The 22714-nt window shown below is 63.9% G+C and carries 16 protein-coding genes; 6 read left to right on the top strand and 10 right to left on the bottom strand.

All coding sequences use genetic code 11. From position 1 onward, the window contains the following. Positions 1–78 precede the first annotated feature (78 nt). The 6 genes from RIC31_RS22815 to RIC31_RS22790 all read left to right on the top strand — a co-directional run bounded on the left by RIC31_RS22815 (position 79) and on the right by RIC31_RS22790 (position 10924). The gene (locus RIC31_RS22815; protein WP_350113439.1) at positions 79–2256 is read left to right on the top strand and encodes a glycosyltransferase; all 2178 of its coding nucleotides are present in this window, start codon (positions 79–81) and stop codon (positions 2254–2256) included. A 35-nt stretch (positions 2257–2291) separates the two neighbouring features. Next, on the top strand, positions 2292–3764 hold the full coding sequence (locus RIC31_RS22810) for a mannose-1-phosphate guanylyltransferase/mannose-6-phosphate isomerase (RefSeq protein ID WP_350113436.1): 1473 nt from the start codon (positions 2292–2294) through the stop codon (positions 3762–3764). Positions 3765–3919: 155 nt separating this feature from the next. After that, a complete protein-coding gene (locus RIC31_RS22805; RefSeq protein ID WP_350113433.1) occupies positions 3920–5638 on the top strand; it encodes a hypothetical protein in 1719 nt (572 codons plus the stop codon). Between the two features lie 23 nt (positions 5639–5661). Further along, positions 5662–7839, top strand: a complete 2178-nt coding sequence (locus RIC31_RS22800) for a glycosyltransferase (protein WP_350113431.1) — start codon at positions 5662–5664, stop codon at positions 7837–7839. A gap of 1270 nt (positions 7840–9109) precedes the next feature. Next, complete coding sequence (locus RIC31_RS22795; protein WP_350113429.1) at positions 9110–10021, top strand: glycosyltransferase; 912 nt, start codon at positions 9110–9112, stop codon at positions 10019–10021. Positions 10022–10123: 102 nt separating this feature from the next. Then, positions 10124–10924 carry an FkbM family methyltransferase gene (locus RIC31_RS22790; protein ID WP_350113427.1) on the top strand — a complete coding sequence of 267 codons (801 nt, stop codon included), beginning with the start codon at positions 10124–10126 and terminating at the stop codon, positions 10922–10924. Between the two features lie 225 nt (positions 10925–11149). Here the strand turns inward: RIC31_RS22790 and RIC31_RS22785 are convergent, their stop codons facing one another. From RIC31_RS22785 to RIC31_RS22740, 10 genes are all read right to left on the bottom strand, one after another. Continuing rightward, positions 11150–11344: a hypothetical protein gene (locus tag RIC31_RS22785; protein WP_350113425.1), complete on the bottom strand. Its 195-nt coding sequence runs from the start codon at positions 11342–11344 to the stop codon at positions 11150–11152. Between the two features lie 5 nt (positions 11345–11349). After that, complete coding sequence (locus RIC31_RS22780; RefSeq protein WP_350113423.1) at positions 11350–12150, bottom strand: P-loop NTPase family protein; 801 nt, start codon at positions 12148–12150, stop codon at positions 11350–11352. Positions 12151–12176: 26 nt separating this feature from the next. Further along, on the bottom strand, positions 12177–13112 hold the full coding sequence (locus RIC31_RS22775; RefSeq protein ID WP_350113420.1) for an SAM-dependent methyltransferase: 936 nt from the start codon (positions 13110–13112) through the stop codon (positions 12177–12179). Next, complete coding sequence (locus tag RIC31_RS22770) at positions 13109–14347, bottom strand: glycosyltransferase (RefSeq protein ID WP_350113416.1); 1239 nt, start codon at positions 14345–14347, stop codon at positions 13109–13111. Before RIC31_RS22770 ends, RIC31_RS22775 begins: the two co-directional genes overlap by 4 nt. Further along, positions 14344–15036 (bottom strand): hypothetical protein, encoded by a 693-nt coding sequence (locus RIC31_RS22765; RefSeq protein ID WP_350113413.1) that lies wholly within the window; start codon positions 15034–15036, stop codon positions 14344–14346. The genes RIC31_RS22770 and RIC31_RS22765 overlap by 4 nt, the downstream gene beginning before the upstream one ends. A gap of 2 nt (positions 15037–15038) precedes the next feature. Further along, positions 15039–16421, bottom strand: coding sequence for an HlyD family type I secretion periplasmic adaptor subunit (locus RIC31_RS22760; protein ID WP_350113410.1), 1383 nt, complete (start codon positions 16419–16421; stop codon positions 15039–15041). Positions 16422–16425: 4 nt separating this feature from the next. Then, positions 16426–18180 carry a type I secretion system permease/ATPase gene (locus tag RIC31_RS22755; protein ID WP_350113407.1) on the bottom strand — a complete coding sequence of 585 codons (1755 nt, stop codon included), beginning with the start codon at positions 18178–18180 and terminating at the stop codon, positions 16426–16428. 4 nt (positions 18181–18184) lie between these two features. Continuing rightward, on the bottom strand, positions 18185–20341 hold the full coding sequence (locus RIC31_RS22750; protein ID WP_350113405.1) for a glycosyltransferase: 2157 nt from the start codon (positions 20339–20341) through the stop codon (positions 18185–18187). Between the two features lie 116 nt (positions 20342–20457). Next, positions 20458–21408, bottom strand: a complete 951-nt coding sequence (locus RIC31_RS22745; RefSeq protein ID WP_350113402.1) for a calcium-binding protein — start codon at positions 21406–21408, stop codon at positions 20458–20460. 473 nt (positions 21409–21881) lie between these two features. Continuing rightward, positions 21882–22619 (bottom strand): response regulator, encoded by a 738-nt coding sequence (locus tag RIC31_RS22740; protein WP_350113399.1) that lies wholly within the window; start codon positions 22617–22619, stop codon positions 21882–21884. Between the last annotated feature and the right edge of the window lie 95 nt (positions 22620–22714).

Raw genomic sequence — 22714 nt, 5'->3', positions numbered from 1 at the left:
TTCGGCCACGAGGGCCTTGCACTTTGATGGGCGGTTCTCGACTGCGGGGGCGTGACAAGGGTGGGGAAGGAACGCGCGATGGTCGCATTTGCACGGGCAAGTGCGCCGACCGTAGGGGCGGCGACCGGGCCGCTGTCGGCCGAGGCCATCCGTCGCACCGTCTGGTTGACCCGGCCAGATCTGCAGCGGCAGTTCCGTGACGATATTGAGGGCTTCGGTTGGTGGATGGAGATCGTCGGTCGTGGCGAGTATCGCGGCCATGACGAGGCCGGCGGCGACCCGGCCGACGACTTCACTGCCCCGGCGCCCGGTGCCCTGCCCGGGGTCCGGCCGAGGCTGACCCGGTTCATGGCGTCCGTGCACCGGCTGCGGCCCGATCTGCGCCGGCGCTTCGATCTCGCCACCGCCGCCGGACAACAGGGCCTGGCATGGTGGCTGCTGGTCGACGGCGCCCGCGAGCACGGCGCCTTCGAGCGTGCGGCCCTGGCCGCCTGCGCCGGCGATGGACTGCTGGAGGCGTTGGCGGAGGGGGCCGCGGAAGATCCGGAGCCGCGCATGACGCGGCTGATGCGTCTGGTCTGGGACATGCGGCCGGACCTTCAGGCTGTCTTCGACATCGCCTCCGCCGCCGGCCGCCGAGACCTCGTCTGGTGGTGCTTCCTCCATGGCCCCGCCGAACTGGGCCTCGACCGCTACCTGACCGCTGCTCAGCTTCGGTTCCTGGGAGCGCCGGACCCGCGGCTGCCGCAGGCCGACGTGGTACCGGTCAGCCGGCTGATGGCGCGGATCTGGTCGTCCCGCGAGGACCTGCAGGGGGCCTGGCCGCTCGACAACGCGGCCGGCCGAATGCGCTATGTCGGCTGGTTCTACGCGCATGGCATCGCCGAACTCGGCCTACTCGGGCTGATCGACGTCGGCGCCGCCGAGGTCCTGGCGGCACCGCTCGTTCCCGGTGACCGGCTCAGCCGTATCCTGGCGCTGTTGTGGCTCGGCGACGACCGCCTGCGTGCCCGGTTCCCGGATCCGCGCGCCGACGCCTACGCCGCGTGGGCCGGGCGCGACGACGCCGGCGAGACATTTCCGGTCCTCGACCGCATCCGGCGGCTTGGTCCCCGTCCCGCGACCCGCAAAGTGCGTGCCGGCCGCCGGGGACTTATGCCCGGCTACAACCTGATCGGCTATGCCCGCGGCCAGCTCGGTATCGGCGAGGACGTGCGCATGGCGGCGCTGGCCATGCAGGCGGCCGGCGTACCGTTCTCGATCTACAACATCGAGCCGGGGCGAGAGGTGTGCCAGGGCGACGACAGCGCCGTGGCCTTCGTCTCCGACCGGCTGCCCTACGACACCAACCTGTTCTGCACCACCGGCATCGAGACCGCGCGGATCGCCGCGGTCGAGGGGTCGCGGCTGTTCGACGGCCGCCGCAGCATCGGCTACTGGCCGTGGGAGCTGCCGGAATGGCCGCGCGCCTGGCGGCACGCCTACGACCTGGTGGACGAGGTCTGGGCCTCCAGCGACTACAGCCGCCGCGCCTACGCCCGGAGCAGCCTCAAGCCCCCGCATCACATGCCGATGGCGGTGACGGCGCAGGCCACCGCCGGCCTGACCCGGCGCGACTTCCGCCTCCCGAAGCGGCGCTTCCTGTTCGCCTTCTCCTTCGACGCGCTGTCCGGCTTCGCGCGCAAGAACCCGCTGGCCTGCGTGGCGGCCTTCCGGGAGGCCTTCCCGCGCGGCGACGAGCCGGTCGGCCTGGTGGTCAAGGTCATGCGGGCACGCCGCGGCGACGCCGACTGGGAGGCGTTCCGCGCCGTCGCCGCCGGCGACCGCCGCATCCGGATGATCAACCGCACCCTCGAGCGCGGCGCGGTGCTCGACCTGTACCGGGCCTGCGACTGCTACGTCTCGCTGCACCGGGCCGAGGGCTTCGGGCGCGGCATCGCCGAGGCGATGCTGCTGGGCAAGCCGGTGATCGTGACCGGCTGGTCGGGGAACATGGACTTCACGACGCCGGACACGGCGGCGCTGGTCGAGCACCGCCTGGTGCCGGTCGGCGAGGGGGACTACCCGTTCGCCGAGGGGCAGCTCTGGGCCGATGCCGACGTATCGCACGCCGCCTGGTGGATGCGGCGGATGGCGGAAGACGAACTGCTGCGCCAGCGGCTGTCCGCGGCCGGTCGGCAGTTCGTGAGCGGGAGGCATTTGCCGGCGGCAGCGGGGCGCCGCTACGCCGGCAGACTGAGTTCGCTGGCCGCATAGGGGACGCGGCTGATGTTTGAGGGATGGGGAGAGACATGGCGAAGGCTGACAAGACCGGCACCATCACCCCGGTGATTCTGTCCGGCGGATCCGGATCGCGGCTGTGGCCGCTGTCGCGCGCCGGTTATCCGAAGCAGTTCCTGCCATTGGCGAGCGAGCTGACGATGATCCAGGAGACCGCGCTGCGGACGGCCGGCGAGGGATATGCGCCGCCGGTCGTGGTGTGCAACGAGGAGCATCGCTTCATCGTCGCCGAGCAGCTGCGGGCTTCGGCCCTGCAGCCGGCCGCGATCCTGCTCGAACCGGTCGGCCGCAACACCGCGCCGGCGGTCTGCGCGGCGGCGCTGCGGCTGACCGCCGACGGCGGCGACGGCCTGATGCTGGTGATGCCGTCGGACCATGTGGTGGCGTCGCCCGAGCGCCTGCACGAGGCGGTGGCCCGGGCCGCGCCGGCGGCCCTGGACGGCCGGCTGGTGACCTTCGGGGTGACGCCGACGGGGCCGGAGACCGGCTATGGCTACATCAGGGCCGGCGGGCCGCTGGAGGGCGGGGCGTACGGCGACGGCGTGAGAGCGGTCGAGCGCTTCGTGGAGAAACCGTCGGGCGCCGCGGTCGAGGGCTATCTGGCGGAAGGCGGCCACTACTGGAACAGCGGCATCTTCCTGTTCGCCGCCGGCGCCTATCTGCTGGAGCTCGAGCGCAGCCGGCCGGAGATCGTCGCCGCGTGCCGCCGGGCGTTGGCCGGTGCGGAACCCGACCTCACCTTCTGCCGTCTCGACGCCGAAGCCTTCGCGTCGGCGCCCGCCGAAGCGATCGACACCGCGGTGATGGAGACCACGCCCCGGGCGGCGGTGGTGCCGGTCGACATGGGGTGGAGCGACGTCGGCGCCTGGTCGGCGCTGTGGGAGATCGGCGACCGCGACGCCGCCGGCAACGTGGCCGCGGGCGATGTGGTGCTGCACGAAGCGCGCAACTGCTATGTCCGGGCCGAGCACGGCCTGGTCGGCGTCGCCGGCCTGGAGGACGTGGTGGTGGTGGCGACCGACGACGCCGTGCTGGTCGCCGACCGCCGGCGCGCCCAGGACGTCAAGCTCCTGGTCGAGCAACTCCGGGCCAAGGGCCGGCCGGAACAGGTGCTGCACAGCACCGTGCACCGGCCCTGGGGCAGCTATCGCGGCATCGACCGCGGCGACCGCTTTCAGGTTAAGCGTATCACCGTGCGCCCGGGCGAGAAGCTGTCGCTGCAGATGCACCACCACCGGGCCGAACACTGGGTGGTGGTCAGCGGGACCGCCCGGGTGACCCGCGGTGACGAGAGCTTCCTGCTCGGCGAGAATCAGTCGACCTACATCCCGGCCGGCGAGACGCACCGCTTGGAGAACCCCGGCATGCTGCCGCTGCACCTGATCGAGGTGCAGTCGGGGGGGTATCTGGGGGAGGACGACATTGTACGCCTTGAGGATGGCTACGGGAGGCTGTCGAGCGAATACGTGCCGGAACCAGGATAAGCGACGGAACAACTGAGAACCAACCAATGTCAATACTAATAACGACAGGATTTGACATCACTTCTGTCAACAAAGTGGCACAGATCCTGCGAAGTTGCGGTCTAAGTAGACCAATATCCTCACCTGAATCAATAAAATCCTGGCATGATAGACTGTTGTCATACGAACAAAGTTTCTCCGAGTCTTCGGAAAGATCAGTTGAAATCCCGGAATACATGAAGTATTTGGCATACAAAATATTCGAAAAAAACGAAATACAACAAAATTGGGGATGGAACGACCATCGTTCTCTCAGTATAGCTGAATTTTGGTTGACATTTCATCATGATATAAAATTAATAATAATTACAAAACATGAAAATCTGGTCTACTCCGAACTAATAATGCAAGGGATAGAGCCGAGCAAAACAACAATAGAGCAAATACACAAAAAATGGACGTCCAATGCGTTACAAGTGAGGAGTTTGCTGCAAAAATTTCCCGGACGTTGCTTGGTATGCGAGGGGGGAATGTTTGCAAGGCGCCCAATGGTTCTGATCCGTGCAATAAACAAAGCGTGGCGAGTGGAATTAGGCCCTGGTGAGGAGTTTGAAACCGTCGAACAAACACCAGAACAGCAGGTAGCGCTACAAATAGCTGCTGCAAAGTACTCCAGTCACAGTGGAACCAACGAGCTAGCACGCGATTTGTCGCAGCTCGGAGCTCTCCCCGACGAAGACGCCCAGGAACAAACGTTCACATGCCCAACAACCACTGAAGTAATCTCGGCATTCCAGACGCTCCGTAGACGGGCTGAAAGCGCACAGCGGTGGTCACAGGCCGCGCATGAGGCCCAACGCATACTCGAAGAAACCAGCGGAAACTGGTGCGGCGACGGTATGAAGCTCGATGACCCGAGAGCAGAAAGTCAGAGAAGAAAGTTATCCGCAAAAATCGTACCCAGCACGTCCTCTACACTACACGACCAAAATAACTTGAGCGCCCCAAACGCAATACGTACCACATGGAGTATCCAAGGAAAGACATCGAAATTCACATGTCAGAAAGATATATCGGAAAATGAATTCCTCATTACCGTCAATATCAATAAAAAACTAAGTATACATTTCGAAACAAACAGCAAATCCGCACTACAGGTAGTTTTTATCTCGAGAATACCAGAGATCTCGGAGCAAAATAGAGAATATTCGCATCAATCGCGCGATACCACAGTTGTCGAAGTATCGCAGCATCTTGAGTTGCTGTCGACCGCCGGCTGGGACGCTATCCAGGGTATGCTTGACGCCATCGGTTATACGTTGCAGGTGCCGGAAGAATCACGGTGCATGACGGACGCGGATCGAGGACGTATTCGCGCAGAGATGCGGAATTTCGCGGCGAAATGCGTCGCGCTACGAAACAAGATGCTGATATACACGGACGTCTTCTTAGTCAACGAGCAAAAAAATCCGGACTATGAACACATATGGATCAGAATAGAGGGCGCCGAGTTAGCGCATCTGAAATATCCAGTTATTGAATTTCGTCTATCTAGCTACTTTGCGAACAAAGGCGAGTTCGGCAAGAATATAAAGATAGAGTTTCCGGAACAGCCAATGAAGCACGTACTAGATCAATGGTACCCGGAATCGGAAGATGACCATGGTCCAAAACTCGAACTAAGATTCTCTGCGCCAAATAGCATGGACAACGAAGTATGGTCGAGATTGTCAAAGAACGATAAAGTGCTCGTTATAGGAATTCTACTCCGAATATCAATGGTTCTGGCCACACTAGACGCGAGAAACGAAAAGCTATCGCGAGGTGCGGAGTCATGGAACCAAGTTGCATCTTTTGCAATTGGAGCGATCACATCGAACTTAAAATCACAGTAATACAATTACCCGGAGTACAGCGCGTGTCATTATCTAACCTCAGTATTCTATGGATAAGTCCAATATTCCCATTCCGGACGTTCGCCGGAAACGCGCAGCACGCCCAGTATTTATTAGAGCGCTTAGGGCGCAGTGCCAAACGCTTGGACTATATATATTACGGAAGCCCGGCGACAGTGCCAAGTTGGCACGATGCGAAACGTTATATCACCACGTATGAGCACGTGCTCCGTGAAGACAAAAGTAATCCAGCCGGGGACAAGTGGGGAATCGACGATTGGTTGGATGACAGCATACTTTCCGTGGCAAAGCGACGCTCCCGTACCAAATCCTATGACGTGGTTGTGGTCGACTACGTGTGGCTGAGCAAGGTGTTTGAGGTCGTCGAGTCGACTTCCGTTAAGGTACTCAATACGCATGACGTCTTCACCGATCGTGACCACATCATGTTGCGTCAGGGTCTCCGACCGAGTTGGTTCTACACCACGGCGGCGGCTGAGGAGTTTGGATTAGCTCGAGCCGATATAGTTCTAGCGATCACCTCTGAAGAAAGGGCGTATTTCGAGCTACTGCTTGAAGGCCGACAGGATGTTCATGTTCTTGAACTATCACACGGCATCACCGAAGATGTGCTTTGTGAAAAGAAAAATGGACAGCAAATATGCATCGGATACGTTGCGTCCGATAACGCTGTGAACAAAGTATCTGCAGCTACGCTGTTCAGTATACTTTCAGACGTCAACACCCGTAAGTATAACGTGCACTTCGATATCGCGGGAGGTGTATGCGCCCATATCGGTAACCTGGGGAGTTGCGCCGCTTATAAAAAGGGTCATGTCGTAGATATTCGGCGCTTCTACGAAAACTGTAATTTGATCGTTTCACCCGCAGTACAGTCGACCGGAATGAAAATAAAATCTGTAGAGGCGATCGCGTACGGATTGCCGCTATTGACAACCGCATCAGGATCTCAAGGTTTGCCGTGCCGGTCGATTATGCATTCGTTCCCGTCAGTTGAGGAAATGGCGACTTGGTTAAAGCATTGGATCACCGAACGTACTTTCGATGAAAAGTGGCGGTCGTTGGAGTTTATGCGGCACGAGACTTTCCAAATTAGAAAGGCGCTTGAACGTCGGCAAGAAGTGGAGATCCAGCAACTGGCATCGTGTTTGCGTCGCGCTCTGCACGATAAAGGTCGGGCACCGTTATCGGAGCCGAGTAAGATCCGTCCGGTCGTCGATGCTCGGCTGGACAATCCAGGGCGACCGTTGCTGCAACACCGGCCTTCGAACAGTCCGCTTGTATCGGTCTTGGTGCCGGCGTTTAACGCAGAAGACCACGTTAGGGTGTGTTTGGATAGCCTCCTACGAGACGCGCTTAGCAACATCGAGGTGATCGTGGTGAACGACGGGTCCACAGATCGCACGGAGGAGATTGTCGAAAGCGTATGTGAGCGCGATCCGCGCGTAATTCTCGTCAATCAACGGAACACTGGGCAAGGCGTGGCCCGTAATCATGCTCTGGATCGTGCTACCGGAGAGTACGTGTTCTTTGCGGACGCAGACGACTACGTAGAGAACAATGCGCTATACAGGATGTACGAGACTGCAAGTGTGAGGCGGCTTGATCTATGCACCGTTGACAGGGCGTTTCTAAGGGACCGCCCTCTGAAGTATGTTTCAGCGCTCCCAGCCTGGTGCTGCTTCGTGCACCGTAGGTTCCTGGAAAAGACTGGACTCCGTCAGCCGGACATTCCGAGTGGTCAGGATGGTGTCTTTTCCAACATGCTTCTGACTAGAGTAAAATCGGCTGGCGTGGCTATAGGCGCTGAGTACGTGTATAATGTCCGCGGCGATTCGACATTTCACGCGGTGAAGAAGGATCCGATCAACTTACCTAGGTACGTCGAGCAACACTTAGATACATTGCGAGCTTATTACGAAAAAAACAATCTGTGGGTCAGTCAGGGGCACCGGTACTTGCTATTTTTACAGGACGAGAGTTTCCAACTAAGATTACGCCCTCTCTTATCGGCAAACCGTCGTGAACGGGACGAGGTGTTCCTCGCGATTAAGTCAGAGGCACTGTGGATCTCCCGGAAAATAGGTCGCTTAACAATACCTTATATCGTGCCGGAGTTTGCGGATATCATGGATCTGCGGATGGATCAGTACCTCGAAAAATGGGGGGATTTACAGTGACCGCAAATCCGCACAGCGAATCGCTTTCGCCGTCGAGAACGCAGGTGATGTACTTTCCCGATTATTCAGGCGGCAACCCATATCAGAAACTCCTGTACGCTCCCCTCGCAGCTACTGGGCGTTACTCGACGCAGGCAGGTACCGTAGATGCGGCGGTCAAGTTGGCGGCCTCGGGGGTGCGGACAATTTTTCATGTTCACTGGCTGAATGCCCTGTTTGCAACCTGTGCATCAGACGAAGAGGCATGGCGGTCGGCAGGCGAGTTCCTTACTGGACTTTCGTTACTGCGGCAGGCTGGCGGAAGAATCGTATGGACGGTCCACAACGCTCGCCCGCACGAGGAGTGTTTCATCGAGTGTGACACACGGGTGAGATACTTCTTGTGTAGAATGGCCGACCGGATCCATCTGCACGCCGAGTCCCACTTAGGTTGCCTTGCTCATCTCCCAATCGACCGGGCGAAGGTCGTTATAGGTTATCATGGCGGATATGAGGGGTACTATGGGGAGGTTAGTTGGAAGGAGCGCGCGCAGCGTTCCGAAGAGGGGGAGCGCCGCGTACTATTTCTGGGGATGATTAGGGGTTACAAGGCAATAGATGTTTTGTGCCGTTTGGTCCAGGAAATTTGCGCCAAAGGGTTTCCGGTTACAGTAGCAGGTATGCCGTTAGATGGTAAACTGGAATCAAAACTGCGGAACCTGAACCACCCAAATCTTAATCTCGTCCTTAGGAGGCTTACTGAGGCGGAAGTGCATGAGATGTGCAGCAGTCATGATATTGGGTTGCTATGTTATCGGCAGGTTCTGACCTCCGGAACGTTGAAATTATATTGCACATATGGGATGGTTATCGTGGCACCGGACTTAAACACGATTCGTGAAGAGGACGTGTGTGGAACCTTTTTGTACTACCCACCGGATGAACCAGAAGAGCAAGCGATAAAAATAGCGAGCCAGCTTCGTCGCATGGGGCGGTCCAAGTTCAGCGATCTAGGTCGCAAGAGTCTGCGCGTGTGTACTGAGAGGGGCTGGTCGAGGGAGTTGTTTGATGGGCTTTTTCAGGAGTAGGCGGCATTCTACCGAGAGTAAACCGGAGTATTGCGTCGGAAAGATGGTGGACGATGCGCGTGTGTGGTCTTGGGAATTTTGAACTTGGCCGGTCTAGAGTTACTGAGCGCGAGATACTGCGCTTTAAGGACCGATATGAGCACATCACAGTGCACGGCACGGTGCGGAACGGAGGGGTTCTATGGTCCGACGATCGGGTCACTGTGGTGGTGATGGAGGGTCTCGCGAATAGTTTACGCGTGTGGTCTTCTGAAAATATTCCGGCGAATAGTTGGTTTTATTTTACTAACCCGATGTACCCGTATAGGCGAGAAGAACTAGCGCAGCATGTATCGTTCTTTATGGAGGCGACGGAAGGTAGATTTCCTGTTGAGCGTCTTGTGCATCTCGCCAATGACGAGGCACAAGCGCGCCTTGCTTGCGATCTCGGTATGACGCGGAGCTTTTGTTGTAATCAAAATTGCTGGATCGATTATAGTGTGTTTTGTATTATGGGCGAATGGAAGCAGAAGAGATTTGACCTTGTTCTCAATACGCGGCCAGAACGTTCTCTGAAGCGTCCGCATCTGGCGGCGGCGGTCGATAATCTCTGCGTTATTAAGGGTGCTCTCCATCGCAAGGAGGACTACTTTGAACTGGAGGAGCTTCGTCCAAGGTATATTAATAAGGAATATATTTCGCCGGTAGAGGTAAATGATCTTCTTAACATGTCGCGAGTGGGCGGAATATTTAGTGCGGCGGAGGGCGCGTGCTATGCGTCGAGCGAGTACCTGCTGGCTGGATTGCCGGTCGTCTCAACTCCGTGTTCTGGCGGCAGGGAGTTTTGGTATTCAGAGAGAAATTCGATTATTTGTGAGCCCACGGTTGAGGGAGTACTTGCAGGAGTTAAGGGTGCGATTGAATGTTTGGAGAAGGGAGCGTTCAGTCCGTCGAGTATTCGAGCTGAGCACGTTAAGCTGTCGAACTTGCTGAGAGTTAGATTTATCGAGTCGTTCGCTGGAATATTGAGCGAGATGGGCTCTTGCGCGGATCCACATGTTATAGTGCGTTCCTACCTTCTGGGCGGAGAGTTCATCAGGCGGTCCCGGTATCCGCGTTATGCGGACAATGGATGACTGGTGCTTGGGCGAGATGGAGTTGAATCGATACTGTGGGGTCCCGGTAAATGAATCAGTAACGTCCTTGGCGTAATTTGCGTAAGGTGAAGGGGTGCCGCTATGTCTGACAACCAGTGGATCCGCCTGAACAACGGTGAGAATGGCCTGAAACCCGGTGAGTTTGCTGAGGTTGTAGTTGAGTTGCTGATCTTGCGGTACACTCGGTGGGGCGAAATGGCCGTCGATTGCGGAGCAGCTGATGGGCGGATGGTAAAAGTGATGCTGCGGGCCGTGGGTTCGGAAGGTAATGTTGTTGCATTTGAGCCGATTCTGCATATTTTTGAGCGGTTAGAGGAGGCCTTCAAGAAGTGGCGGAACGTTCTTGTTCTGAGGGCGTGTGTCTCCGATCGTGTTCAGGACGAGATTCCGTTTTTCTATGTGAAGGACCGCCGATGGATTAGTTCCCTGTCGCCCGATAATCTTGAGGCATATGACGTCGAGGATATCAGGGTCCCCGTCACAACCTTAGATGTTGCTCTTTCAGATCAGTTTCGTGGCGTTCGACCGCGGGTTTCGTTTATCAAATTGGATATTGAAGGCGCGGAGTTCTCTGCGCTTCGTGGAGCGGCAGGGATTCTAGCACGGGATCAGCCTTTTATAGTTTTCGAGAATTCGCTTGAACGTGCGGCGCGAGCATTTGGGTATGATATAGAGGAATTTTTTCAGTTTTTTGGTGACCAAAGGTACAAGTTGTATGACGTCTTCGGAACCCCGGTGAGTCCTGCGGTATGGGATCGGGTGGGGCGGGAGGTCTGTTGGAATTTTGTCGCCGTGCACGAGTCCGATGCTCGGCTACTTGGATTTCGCAGCGAGGTACATGCTGTACTGGCGAATGCCCGGAAGGTGATGCTGGGTGGGTAGGCACCGCGGTTAACGTGAGGCGATGATCTGTATGAACATAGATGGTAATCGCCTGACAGTCCCGCCTGCGCCGGGGTGGGCAGTTTGTGGTTCGGTTGACGTATCTGAGGCTGGCACCTCGTTCCTGACCAAGTCTGCGGGTGGGGACCACCCTCGGTCTTTGAGGAGCACCACGGTGTCGTGAACGCGTGCTGGTGGGTTGGTTGCTTTCACGGGAACATCGGGTCATCCCGCTCCCACCCCCAGGATCCACAGCACGGTCGCGCCGAGCGCCCCGCCCATTCCGCCGACCAGCACCGCCAGCGCGACCTGGCGCAGCAGCCTTCGCTGCGGCGAGCGCCCCAGGATCACCAGCACCGCCGGCGCCATCACCAGCAGCCAGACCAGACTTCGCAGGATCGGAAACACGATCTCGTCCATCCACCTCAGTCGGCCCCCATGACCGCCGGACCCGCCACCACCGGCTCCGCGGCCGGCATCGGCAGCAGCTTGCCCAGTTCCCCGTCGACCGCCGCCAGCCAGTCGCGCACGCCCTTCAGCGCCCGCGCCGCCGCCATCGGGTTGAGCGGCGCCCGGGCCAGCAGGGCCTTGGCGTCGGACGCCTCGATCTCGTCGAAGGTCAGGCCGCGGCTGGCCAGCGCGGCATAGCCCTCGGACGGCAGCCGCGGCACCGTGGCGAAGCGCAGGGCGCCGGCGCGGGCCAGGTCCTGCAGCCGCTCATAGGCCGGCAGGCCCTTGAAGCAGGCGACGTCGCCGTCCTTCAGCACCACCGGCACCACGACGCGGGCGCCGGGCAGCACCCGCGAGGCCGCGTCGACCACGTAGGACACGCCGTCCAGCGACTCGATGTCGGCGGTCAGCGGGCTGACGATCGTCAGGCCCGAGGTCCGCACCAGGTCCCTGAGCCCGGTCAGCTCGGCCCAGAACGCGAACTGGTGCCAGCCCTGGGCGCCGAAGTCGACGACGCAGGGCCGGGTGACCTGCAGCCACTTCACGATCGGGTCGAAATGCTCCAGCACCTCGCCCAGGTGCTCGTCGCTGCTGGTCGGGATCTGCAGCCCGAAGGTCTGCACCGCGTCGCGCCCGAAGAACCGGTGCAGCTTCGGCTGGAAGTCCCATTCGACGATGCGCACCGGCCCGACCGCCCGGCGCAGCCGCACCACGAAATACTGGGCGAGGGTGCTCTTGCCGACGCCGCCCTTGTCGTTCGCGATCAGGATCTTCATTCGCTTGCCGCCCCGTCTCTGCCGTTTCACCGGGCCACCACCACATCCTGGAACGGCCGGTCGCCGGCCGCGCCGCCCAATGCGCCGCCGAATGGGCCGCCGAGCTCGCCGGCGCCGCGCCAGTGGCCGAACGCCACCCGCTCGGGACGCAGGCCGACCCCGGCCATCACCTCGCCCAGCCAGTCCCACGGCACCCCCACCGCCGCCGTGGCCGGCGCCCCCTGCAGCGCCAGCAGCGGCCCCTCGCGGCACCAGGCGGCGGCCGGAAAGCGGGTGGCGGCGTCCGCCGGCGGCGTGCCGTCGCCGGTCAGGAAGGCGGTCAGGAACACCCTCCCGCCCGGCCGCAGCACGGCGCGCGCCTCGGCCAGCAGCCGGGTCATCGCGGCGCTCTCGAGATGCGTGAACACCGACACGGCGGCGACGAAGCTCGGCCGCCAGCCGAGCGGCGCCGGGATGCGGCCGAGGAAGCCGGCGTCGGCGGGCAGGGAGCCGGCCGGGTTGTACAGCGGGTGGCGCAGGTCCAGGTGCTCGAAGCCGAAGCCGGGGTGCAGCGGCGCCACATGCGTCCGGCACCATTCCACCGGCTCCGGCACGATGTCGAAGCCGAGATAGCGGGCCTGCGGGGCCAGGAAGCGGGCCAGCGGCAGCGCCATGCGGCCGAAGCCGCAGCCGATGTCGAGCACGTCGTCGCCCGGCGCCAGGCCGCCGAGGGTCACGAAGTGGCGCAGGAACTCGGCGCCGATCGCACGGAAGTCGCCGTCGCCGATGTCGTGAACGGCGCCGGCCGGCAGCGGGTCGGCGGAGGCCAGGTAGGCGGCGGCCACCCGCCCGGCATGCTCGAGCGGGGCCCCGTTCGGACCGCCGTCGGGGATGGTGCCCGGGGCGGCGGCGGACGGACCGGTGGGCCGTGGCGGGGTACCCCGGTCCGCGGCGGCGGTCGCTATGATGGCGCCGCCGCTCATGCCGCCGCCCCGAACAGGGTGCGGTATTCGGCGGCCACCGCGGCGATTCCGCGCGGTGCGGGCAGGTTGGCCGCCAGCCGGTCCCAGAGTTCCGTGTTGCCGGTGCATTCGGCGATGGCGTCGGCCCAGGCCTGCGGGTCGCCGACCGCGACGTGGCGGCCGGTCACGCCGTCGGCCACCGACTCGGCCATGCCGCCTACGTCGCTCACCAGCACCGGCCGGCCGGCGGCCTGCGCCTCGCGGATGGTCAGCGGCGCGTTCTCCCACCAGGTCGACGGCATGGCGATCCAGTCGTTGGCGGCCATCAGCGCCGTCGCCCGGGCCCGGTCGTAGCGGCCGTGCCGGACCACCACGCCGGCGAGCCCGGCGCACAGCTCCTCCAGCCGCTCGACGAATTCGGGGGGCTGGAACAGCGGCTCGCCGTAGAGGTGAAGGCTGAAGCGGTCGAAGCCGCCGGCCAGCAGCCGCCGCGCCGCCTCCAGGATCACCAGCGTGCCCTTGGTGCGGCGCTGGTTGCCGAACACCGCGAAGCGGTCGCAGGCCGGGCTGGAGGCGGCGGCGTCCGGGACCTCGCCGCCCGGCAGGCCGTTGCCGATCACCCGCAGCTTCGCCGCCGGCACCCCCCAGTCCCGCAGGCGCGCGGCCAGGAAGCGGCTGGGGGCGATCACCCAGTCGACCAGCTCCAGGTGCCGCAGCAGGTCGGCCCGGCGCGCCTGGAAGAACGCCACCGGCCGCTCCGGAAAGCATTGCCGGCAGGCGTCGTGCGACTGCCGCTCGCACAGCCGGTCGTCGCGCGGCGACACCATCAGCCCGTCATTGGGGCAGACCAGGTACAGGTCGTGCGCCACGAACAGCAGCTTCGCCCGCGGCAGGGAGCGGCGCAGCAGCGCCAGCAGCTCGACGCCGAAGCCGTTCAGGTGGTGCACCACCACCACGTCCGGCGCCAGGTCGCGCAGCAGCCCGCCGATCTCCCGCGCGAACCGGCCGAGGTCGCGCGACAGCATCGCCATCGGCTCGAAGCCGGGGCCGCGGTACAGGAACACGTTGGGCTCGCCGGGCCGGGCCTGGATCGAGGTGCCGGGATGCGGCGAACGGTAGTGCCGCTCGATGGCCGCCAGGAAGTAGCTGGTCACCCCCGGCCATGTCGCAAAGTCGCGGAACAGGTCGTGCGCCAGGATCTCGGCGCCGCCGGGATGCAGGGCCGGGTGGTTGTGGCAGATCGTCAGGATCCTCATGACAGCAGCACCACAAGTGTGCCGCCGAGCGCCATCGCCAGGGCGACGGTCAGCGCCAGGTGCATCCGGCCGCGGTGCCGCGCCGTCACCAAGTCGACGCGCAGGCCGGACAGCAGCGCTCCATGGGCCTTGGTCGTCTGGTCGAGCCGCAGCTGCGCCGCCTCGACGGTCTCGATGCGGTCGTCGCCGCGCTGCTCGGTTCCGAGCCGGCGCAGGCTAATCTGGGCGAGGGCGGCGGCCCGGGCGGTGGCGACCAGGGCGTTCTCCAGATGCGCCAGGCGGGAGTTGACCGGGGCCAGCCAGGCCGGCACCGCCTCCGGGTCCACCGGTACCGAGCGCAGGTCGGCCGAGGAGCGCATCAGGGGCACCGGCGAACCGGCATGGACGACGTGGAAGCTCGCCGGTTCGGCGTCCCAAAGCGATTTCGGCAGGGTGAACACGAAGGCGTGTCGGCCGGAGCCGTCGCCGTAGCCCCGCAGATCCTCGCGGAAGCGGTCGGCTACCACGGTGCCGAGCTCCTCGGAGCCATGGTGGATGGTGACCTGCAGTCGCTGCGACGGGTCGTCCGGATTCAGCGCCCAGCCGTAGATCCGACCGGCCTCGATGGCGTCGACATGGCCCTCGAACAGGGCGGCGTCCACGGCGCCGTCGTCTTCGTGAGGATCCTCGGTAGTCAGTTCGCGTTCCATCGTCATTCTTCCCGGAACGAGGTGAACAGGTAGCGGGTGACCGGCTTGGTCAGGTACTCAAGGACGGTGCGCTCGCCGGTCTTGATGACCACGTCGGCCGGCATGCCCGGGTAGAGCTCGATGTCGGGCTGGCGGGCCAGCGACTGTTCGTCGACCGCCACACGGGTCTCGAAATAGGCCTGGCGGGTGCTCTCATCGATCAGGCGATCGGCCGACACCGTCAGCACCCTGCCGTCGAGCGGCTCGACGTTGCGCATGTCGTAGGCCAGCAGCCGCACCTCGGCGGCCTGGCCGACGCGCACCATGTCGATGTCGCTGGGGCGGATCTGGGCGATCAGTATCTTGCTGTCGCCCCGCGGCACGATGTCCAGGATCGGCTCGCCCGGCGCCACTACCGCGCCGGGTCCGAAGAACTTCAGGTCGACCACGAAGCCGTCCTCGCCGGCCCGGACCACGGTGTTCTCCAGGATCTGGCGTGCGCCCTTGCGGCGCTCGGCTAACTCGTTGAGCGTCGCTTCTACGGTGGTGAGCTCTTCGATCACCCGGCTGCGGCGCTCGTATTCCAGGTTGGCGAATTCCAGGATCGCCGCCTCCAGCGACTGCCGGCTGCGACGCTCGTTGGCGCGCAGCTGCCCGCGCTCGCCCAACAGGGCCGCCGCGGTGCGCTGAAGCGCCAGCATTCGCGGCTTACGCTCCAGTCCCTTGTCCAGGAGGATCCGCACGCTCTCCTGCTCTTCGCGTATCAGCGCCACCTGCTCGACTACGGCCTTCAGGCTGCTGTCGTAGGCGGCGATCTCCTCGCGCAGTTCGGCGATACGGCGCTCGGTGATGTCACGGCGGCCCTGGTACTCGCGGCTGCGGGCCTCGAACAGCGGCTCCTCGATGGCCATCAGGTCGGCGACCACGGGCTCGTCGCGGCGCGCTTCGATCTCCGGCGGCCACACGATCGCCGTCAAGCCAGCGGCCTCGGCCTGCAGCCGGGCACGCCGCACCAGGCCCTTCAGGTACTGCTTGTCGAGCGCGTCATGCTCGACCGCGGTCTGCACCCGGTCGAACTCCAGCAGCACGTCGCCGGACTGCACCGTCGCCCCTTCCTTGACCAGCAGTCGCTTGATGGTGCCGCCGGTCTGGCTCTGCACCGGCTTGCGGCTGCTCTCGACGGCGACCACGGCGGAGGCGACGACGGCGCTCTGCAGCGGCACCAGCGAGCTCCAGGCCATGACGAAGCCGATGCCGGCGACCGTCCATAGCAGGGCCGAGCGGACAATCGTGCCGCAGGCCGGGTGCGCCGGCAGATCGTCGAGGGTGAGGGACTCCGGCGACGACGCCGGGGCGTAGCGGGCGGGAAACCCGGTCGAAACCACGAGGTCGGAGCGCGCCGCCATCGCCTCAGCCCGCGCCCTGGGCCTGGCCCGGCGGCATGGCCGGGGCCGCCGCCAGGACGGTCGGTGCGGCCGCCACCGGCGGCGGGCCACGCAGCACTGCCTCGGCGGTCGTGATGCGCTCGATCGCCCCCTCCTTCATCACCACGACGCGGTCGCTGCTGGCCAGCAGCGCCGGACGGTGCGTCACCAGCACCACCGTGCAGCCGCGGCGCTTGGCGTGGCGCAGCGCCTCCAGAAGGGCGTCCTGCCCCTCCGTGTCCAGGTTGGCGTCGGGCTCGTCGAGCACGAGCAGCGCCGGGTCGCCGTACAGCGCCCGGGCCAGCCCCAGGCGCTGGCGCTGGCCGCCGGTCAGCAGGTGCAGGTTGTCGCCGAGATCGGTGTCGTAGCCGTTCGGCATGCGGCCGATCAGGGCGTGAATGCCGGCCTGGCGGGCGGCGTCAATGACCCGCGCCGGCTCGCCGTCCTCCAGCCGTGCGATGTTCTGCCGGATGGTGGCCGGGAACAGCTCGACCGACTGCGGCATGTAGCCGATATGGCGGCCGAACTCGGTGCGGCTCCAGGTGGCGACGTCGTGGCCGTCCAGGCGGACCGCACCGCCGGTCGGCTGCCAGACTCCAACGATCAGCCGCGCCAGCGTGGACTTGCCGGCGCCCGACGGACCGATCAGCGCCACCGTCTCGCCGGCGGCGATCTCCAGGCGCACGCCCTTGATCACCGCCCGCGACTGTCCCGGCGGGATGAACACAGTCCGGTCCAGTTCCAGCCGGCCCTCCGGCCGGCCGAGCTCGGTGCGTCCCTCGCGGCTGTCCTCGTCGAGGCGTGCCATCTCCCCCAATCGCCGCAGTGCGAGACGGGCGGTGACGAACTGCCGCCACCCGCCGATCAGCGCATCGATCGGCGCCAGAGCGCGGGCCGTCAGCATGGAGGCGGCGATCAGCGTCCCCAGCGCTGCCTCATGCGCCAGCACCAGATAGGCGCCGAGGCCGAAGGTCGCGATCTGCAGCACCAGCCGGACCCCGCGGGAGATCGACCGCATGGCGGAGGCGATCAGACCGGCCCGGTCGCCGAGTTCGAGCACCTGGGCGTTGTCGGTGCGCCACAGCCGCATCACCGCCGGCATCATGCCCATGGCGCGGATCACCTCCGCGTTGCGCAGGGCGTTGCCGATCCGCGCATGCGCCTCGACGCCTCGGCTGTTGGCCTCGCGCACCGGCTCGCGGGTCAGCAACTCATTCAGCACGGCGAGCACCATCAGCACAGCGCCGCCGCCCAGGCAGAGCAGCCCGTAGGCCGGGTGCAGCAGGAACAGGAAGCCGACGAACAGCGGGCTCCAGATCAACTCCAGGCCGGCGGTCAGCGCCGCCCCCGAGACGAAACTCCGCAGATCGGCGATGTCGCGCAGCGACTGCGCCGGATTGCCGCCGCCGCGCAGCGACTGTCCGACAACCGCCTCGATCAGTTCCTCGCCGAGCTGGCGTTCCAGCCAGCGCCCGAGCACCATGTACAGCCGGTCGCGCAGGAAGCTGAACACCGCATACAGAACGATGCCGCCAAGGGCCAGGCCGGACAGCCCGAGCAGGGTACCGATGCTGCCGCTGTCCAGGACCTTGCTGAAGATGTTGAGCATGTAGATCGGCGGGATCAGCATCGCCAGGCTGATCACGAAGCTGAGGGCGAGCGCCAACAACACCCCGGGCCAGCAGCGGCGCAGGGCCTGCTGCAGACGCAGTTCACGCGTCCCCGGCGTACCGTCCCTCATCCTGCTAGCCTCTCCCCATGGCCACGCTTGATGATAACCTCAGATTTAAATTAATAACCCTCTGGAGTTGTGATTTCCAGCGGGTTGTGTGGATGTACTGGTTGTATCTGCAGGCGGCCGTGTCGGTGTAGCTGGCGTTTCGGACGATGGATTCCCGCTCATAGTGGTAGAGTTCCGCCGCAGGCTCGTACCAGAGGCGCAGACCCTCGGCCGCCAGCCGCAGCGACAGGTCCGAATCCTCGAAGTCGCCGACGACGTAGTCCTCGCACATGCCGCCGAGCGACCGGTACACGGCCGTGTCGAGCATCAGGCACGCGCCGGTCAGCGCCGGCACGGCCCGGGCCCGTCTGGCCTCCGGGTAGTTGCGCGGATAGCCCTTGTAGAAATGCGTGTTGTAATAGCGGCCCTCGCGGTCGCGGGCGAAGGTCAGGCCGGCATGCTGCAGCGAGTCGTCGCCGTACAGCAGCTTCGGCCCGGCGGCCCCGACGCGCCTTGAGCGCCGGAACCGCCGCAGCAGCGCCGGCAACCAGCGGTCGTCGGCCGGCACCACGTCGGAGTTCATCAGGACCAGTTTCGGCGCGCGCGCCGCGGCGGCGCCGGTATTGACGGCAGGGGCGTATCCCAGATTGGCGGAATGCACCAGTACCCGTGCGCTGAAGCCGTATGTCGCACCGAGGCCGTCGAGGATCGCCAGCAGCTCGTCGCGCTGCTCCGGTGAATCCAATACCAGGATCACTTCGGCCTCGCGCATCGCCGGATCGAGCGCGAAGGCGATGGCCTGATGACGCAGAAAGGTCAGCGTCCGGTACAATGGGATCACCACCGTCACCGGCGGGTCCGGCGGCAGCTCGCCGACCGCCAGGTCCTCGGCGATCCGCGGGCGCGCCAGATGCGCGGCGTGCAACTCGGCAACCAGCGGCTGCAGCCGCGCAAACAGCCGGTCGTCGGCGGGATGTTCATGAAGGAACCGCAGCAGCACGTCCCGGGCGGCCGCGCTGCCGGACGGGACCGGCGGTGCGACCGTCTCCACGCGGGCGCCGCTGCGCAGCACGACGTCGAAGCGGTGCTGCCTGAACCGCTGCGCCGCCGACGGTACTGCAGCGGTTGCTACGAAGCCCAGGCGGTGGCCGCTGGCCGGGCCCGGTGAAGGCGTACACAGCAGCGCCGCGCGGTCGATCGCCACGGTCATAGCGCCGCCGGCCGTCCACTCCAGGCGCGCGATCAGGCCGTCCGGATCGTGCAGCGTGCCGGTCACCACCAGCGAGCCTCCAGGCGCTGCAAAGGCGGTCGACAGCGACACGGCTGGCGCACCGTCGGCGACGGGCGCCGGTACCGGCGTGGGAGGCATCAATGCCGCCAGTTCGTCGAGGAGCCCCGCGATCTCGGGCTGTCCGGAGGCATACGGGGCCAGCACGGTGAGCAGGTAGCGGATCAGGTCCGCGCCCCACCCCGGCTGGCCGCGCAGGAGCGCGCTAAGGTCGCCTGGGCCCTGGCGCGATACGGCGCGGCCGAGACGTACCGAGACGATCGAGTGTCGGCCGAGCAAGGCTGCGACCGCGCGACCGCCGGCCGGTACCAGTAGCGCCGTTTGGCGGCGCCCGTTGACGGTGAAACCGACCGGCCGGAAGGGCGAGCGCGTGACCCTGCCGGCGTCCAGGACCGCCACGGCCTCGACCGGCTCGGACGGCTCCCCGATCAATGCCAGCTTCATGTTTCCCGGCAGCGTGAACAGTGTGGCGGGCGACTGCTGTGTGGCCTCCGCCAGAATTGTTCTCAGAGCTTCGATCCGCAGCGCCTCGAACGCTTCGTGCCCTTTGACATGCAGGACCGACGGTGCACTCTCGACCAGCTGCCGGACCAGGCCGATCCGGTCGCCGATTGCTGCGTATCCGGACAGATAGTCGGTGATTGAGAGCAACCCGGCCGGCGCCGCCGGCAAAGGGTCGCGCGCGCCCTTGTCCGTGCCGACCGCCAAGCCGACGGCTCGCCGGCCGGCTTCGCCGGTGCGCCCGATCCAGGTGAACCGCACGCCGCCGTCGGCGGTGTTGCCGCGGTGGAACAGCCAGCCGCCGGTGGCGGGGCGACCATCGATCCGCAGGTCCGGGGCTGTGGGCCCTGGCATCGTCGGGTCAGCGTCCGCGGGAAGGCCGGCGGCGACCATGACGATTCCGCATGGCAGGTCGTATACGTCGAGTCGCAGGGGAGACATCGCGATCACGCAAAAAAAGTCGGGGTGACCGTTGCCAGTCACCCCGATCGTTAGGTCTGTAGGGGCATTCAGACGATCTGGATGATCGTGCTTATGTTGGCCTGCAGATCGTCGGCCGAGACCCCGACGACCGTCACCTGATGGCCATCGCCGAGGTCGATGACCGCGTTGCCGCTGGCGTCGCTGCTGACCCGCGAAACCAGATCGGCCGCCGTGGCCACGCTCAGGCCGTTGATGTTGCTGGCGATCTGGATGACGTCCTGACCCGACTGGAAGTCGTAGATGACATCGGTCCCGTCGGCGGACTGGAATGAGAACACGTCGCCGCCGAGGTTGCCGAACAGGCTGTCGTCGCCCTTGTTGCCGTACAGGATATCGTCGCCCTGGCCGCCGTAGACGACGTCGTTGCCTTGACCGCCATAGAGCGTATCCGCTTCCTGGTTGCCGTAGACGATATCGCTCGCCTGGTTGCCGTAGAGCACGTCCGCATCGCGGTTGCCGAACAGGATATCGTCGTCGAGTCCGCCGGTGATCGTGTCGTTGCCCTGGCCGCCGTAGAACGTGTCGTTGCCCTGGTCCGATCCGATCGCGTCGTTGCCGAGGTTGCCGTACAGTAGGTCGGTGCCCTCGCCACCGAACAGCACGTCGTTGCCGGCGCCGCCGAGGACCTGGTCGTCGCCGAGGCCGCCGGTGATGCTGTCGGAGCCCGCCGCTCCGAGAACGCTGTCACTACCTTGGCCGCCGACGATGCTGGCATTGCCGCTGCCGGTGAGTACGACGGTCTTGCCGCCGGTCCCGGACAGCACGACATTCGTGGTCTGTCCGGTAGGGGCCGAGAACGTTACGACCGGCGTGGTGTCGTCGATCGTGTTGGTCGTCGTGGGGTCGATCGTCACCGTCGTGATCTGGGTCTCGGCGATGCCCAGCGTGTCCAGAAACCCGGAGATCAAGTTTCCTTGGGTGTCGTCGATCCCGACATTCGTCCCTGGATCGAAAATGCCGCCCGGCACTGTTGCCATCTCGTCCTCGCCTTATGCACCCAACTTACGGTTGACGTTATCGGCGACGGACGAAATATGTCAATCTCAGATTTAAATTTTGTTAACGATTTCGTTCTGATGCCAACCTTGAATTGGATTCCGATTGGCGATCTGCGTGGGGAGCCGAATACGCCACGCGGCGGGCGGGTTGGCTTGGCAGGGGAGCGGAGGAAGCTGAAGTGCTGGCGGGAGTCACGGTGCCGTAGCGCTTGGAGCGTTCCTGCTGAACGGCGACGACAACCCGACAATCCGCGACCCTGCCGGAGCCGAGCCGACCTCACATGGCTATACGATCGCCCAATCCACCCGCAAACCAAGCTGGCATCGAGCCCCCGCAACCAAATGTACCGAACCCCTAGCCTCGCCGTTACGGCGGGGCTATTTGCGTTCACAGGCACAGTGACAGTGGAAGAACCTCACCGGTCGGATGCCGCCATCGGATTTTATGGCGGTTACAGGTCGAGCCGGGCGGTCGACACATTCACCAACCAGCTATAGCCCTCGCCGCGTATGGTCTTGATATATCGCGGTTGTTTCATGTCGTCGCCGAGCTTCTTCCGCAGTTTCGCCACCAGGACGTCGATGCTGCGATCGAATGGACTCCAGTCGCGGCCGGCGGTGAGATCGAGCAACGCGTCGCGGGAGAACACCTTCCTGGGTTGCTCGACGAAGGCCCTGAGAATCTTGTGCTCGTAGGTCGTCAGGATGACCTCGCCGGTCTCCTGGGAATGCAGCGTCCCGAACTCGAGATCATAGCGCCAGTCCCCGAAGGTGATTGCGTTCGACGGTGCGGGCGGAACGGGGGGATCGTTCCTGCCCTGTTGCGGGTTCCGCCGGATGGCGTTGCGGACGCGAGCGCTGAATTCCCGGGCGTGAAACGGCTTGGTGACGTAGTCGTCGACTCCGATCTCGAGGCAGACCACCTTGTCGATCACATCGTCGTTGGCGGACAGGATCACGATCGGAACGCCCGACCGACTCCGGATGCGCTTGGCGATCTCCATGCCGTCCTCGCCGTTGAGGCGGAGATCGAGCACCACTGCCGACAGTGCTCGGCGGCTCAGGGCGTCATCCACGTCGGTGCCGGTCGCAGCCTCGATCACCGAGAGGCCGTCGCGCTCCAGGATCGCGCAGACAGTGCTGCGTATGTCGGGGTCGTCATCGACCACAAGCACGACTGCGTCAGACATTCGAGCGACCTTCGTTGCCTCCGGTCCAATCCGCTGGGACCGGGGGCACGGCTCACACTTAGATCAACCAATAGGGTAAATTAAACTCAATAGCT

This window comes from Thalassobaculum sp. (assembly GCF_040219615.1).
Lineage (GTDB): Bacteria > Pseudomonadota > Alphaproteobacteria > Thalassobaculales > Thalassobaculaceae > Thalassobaculum_A.
The sequence above is the reverse complement of the archived record's forward strand: the minus strand, read 5'-3'. Positions and strand labels throughout refer to the sequence as shown.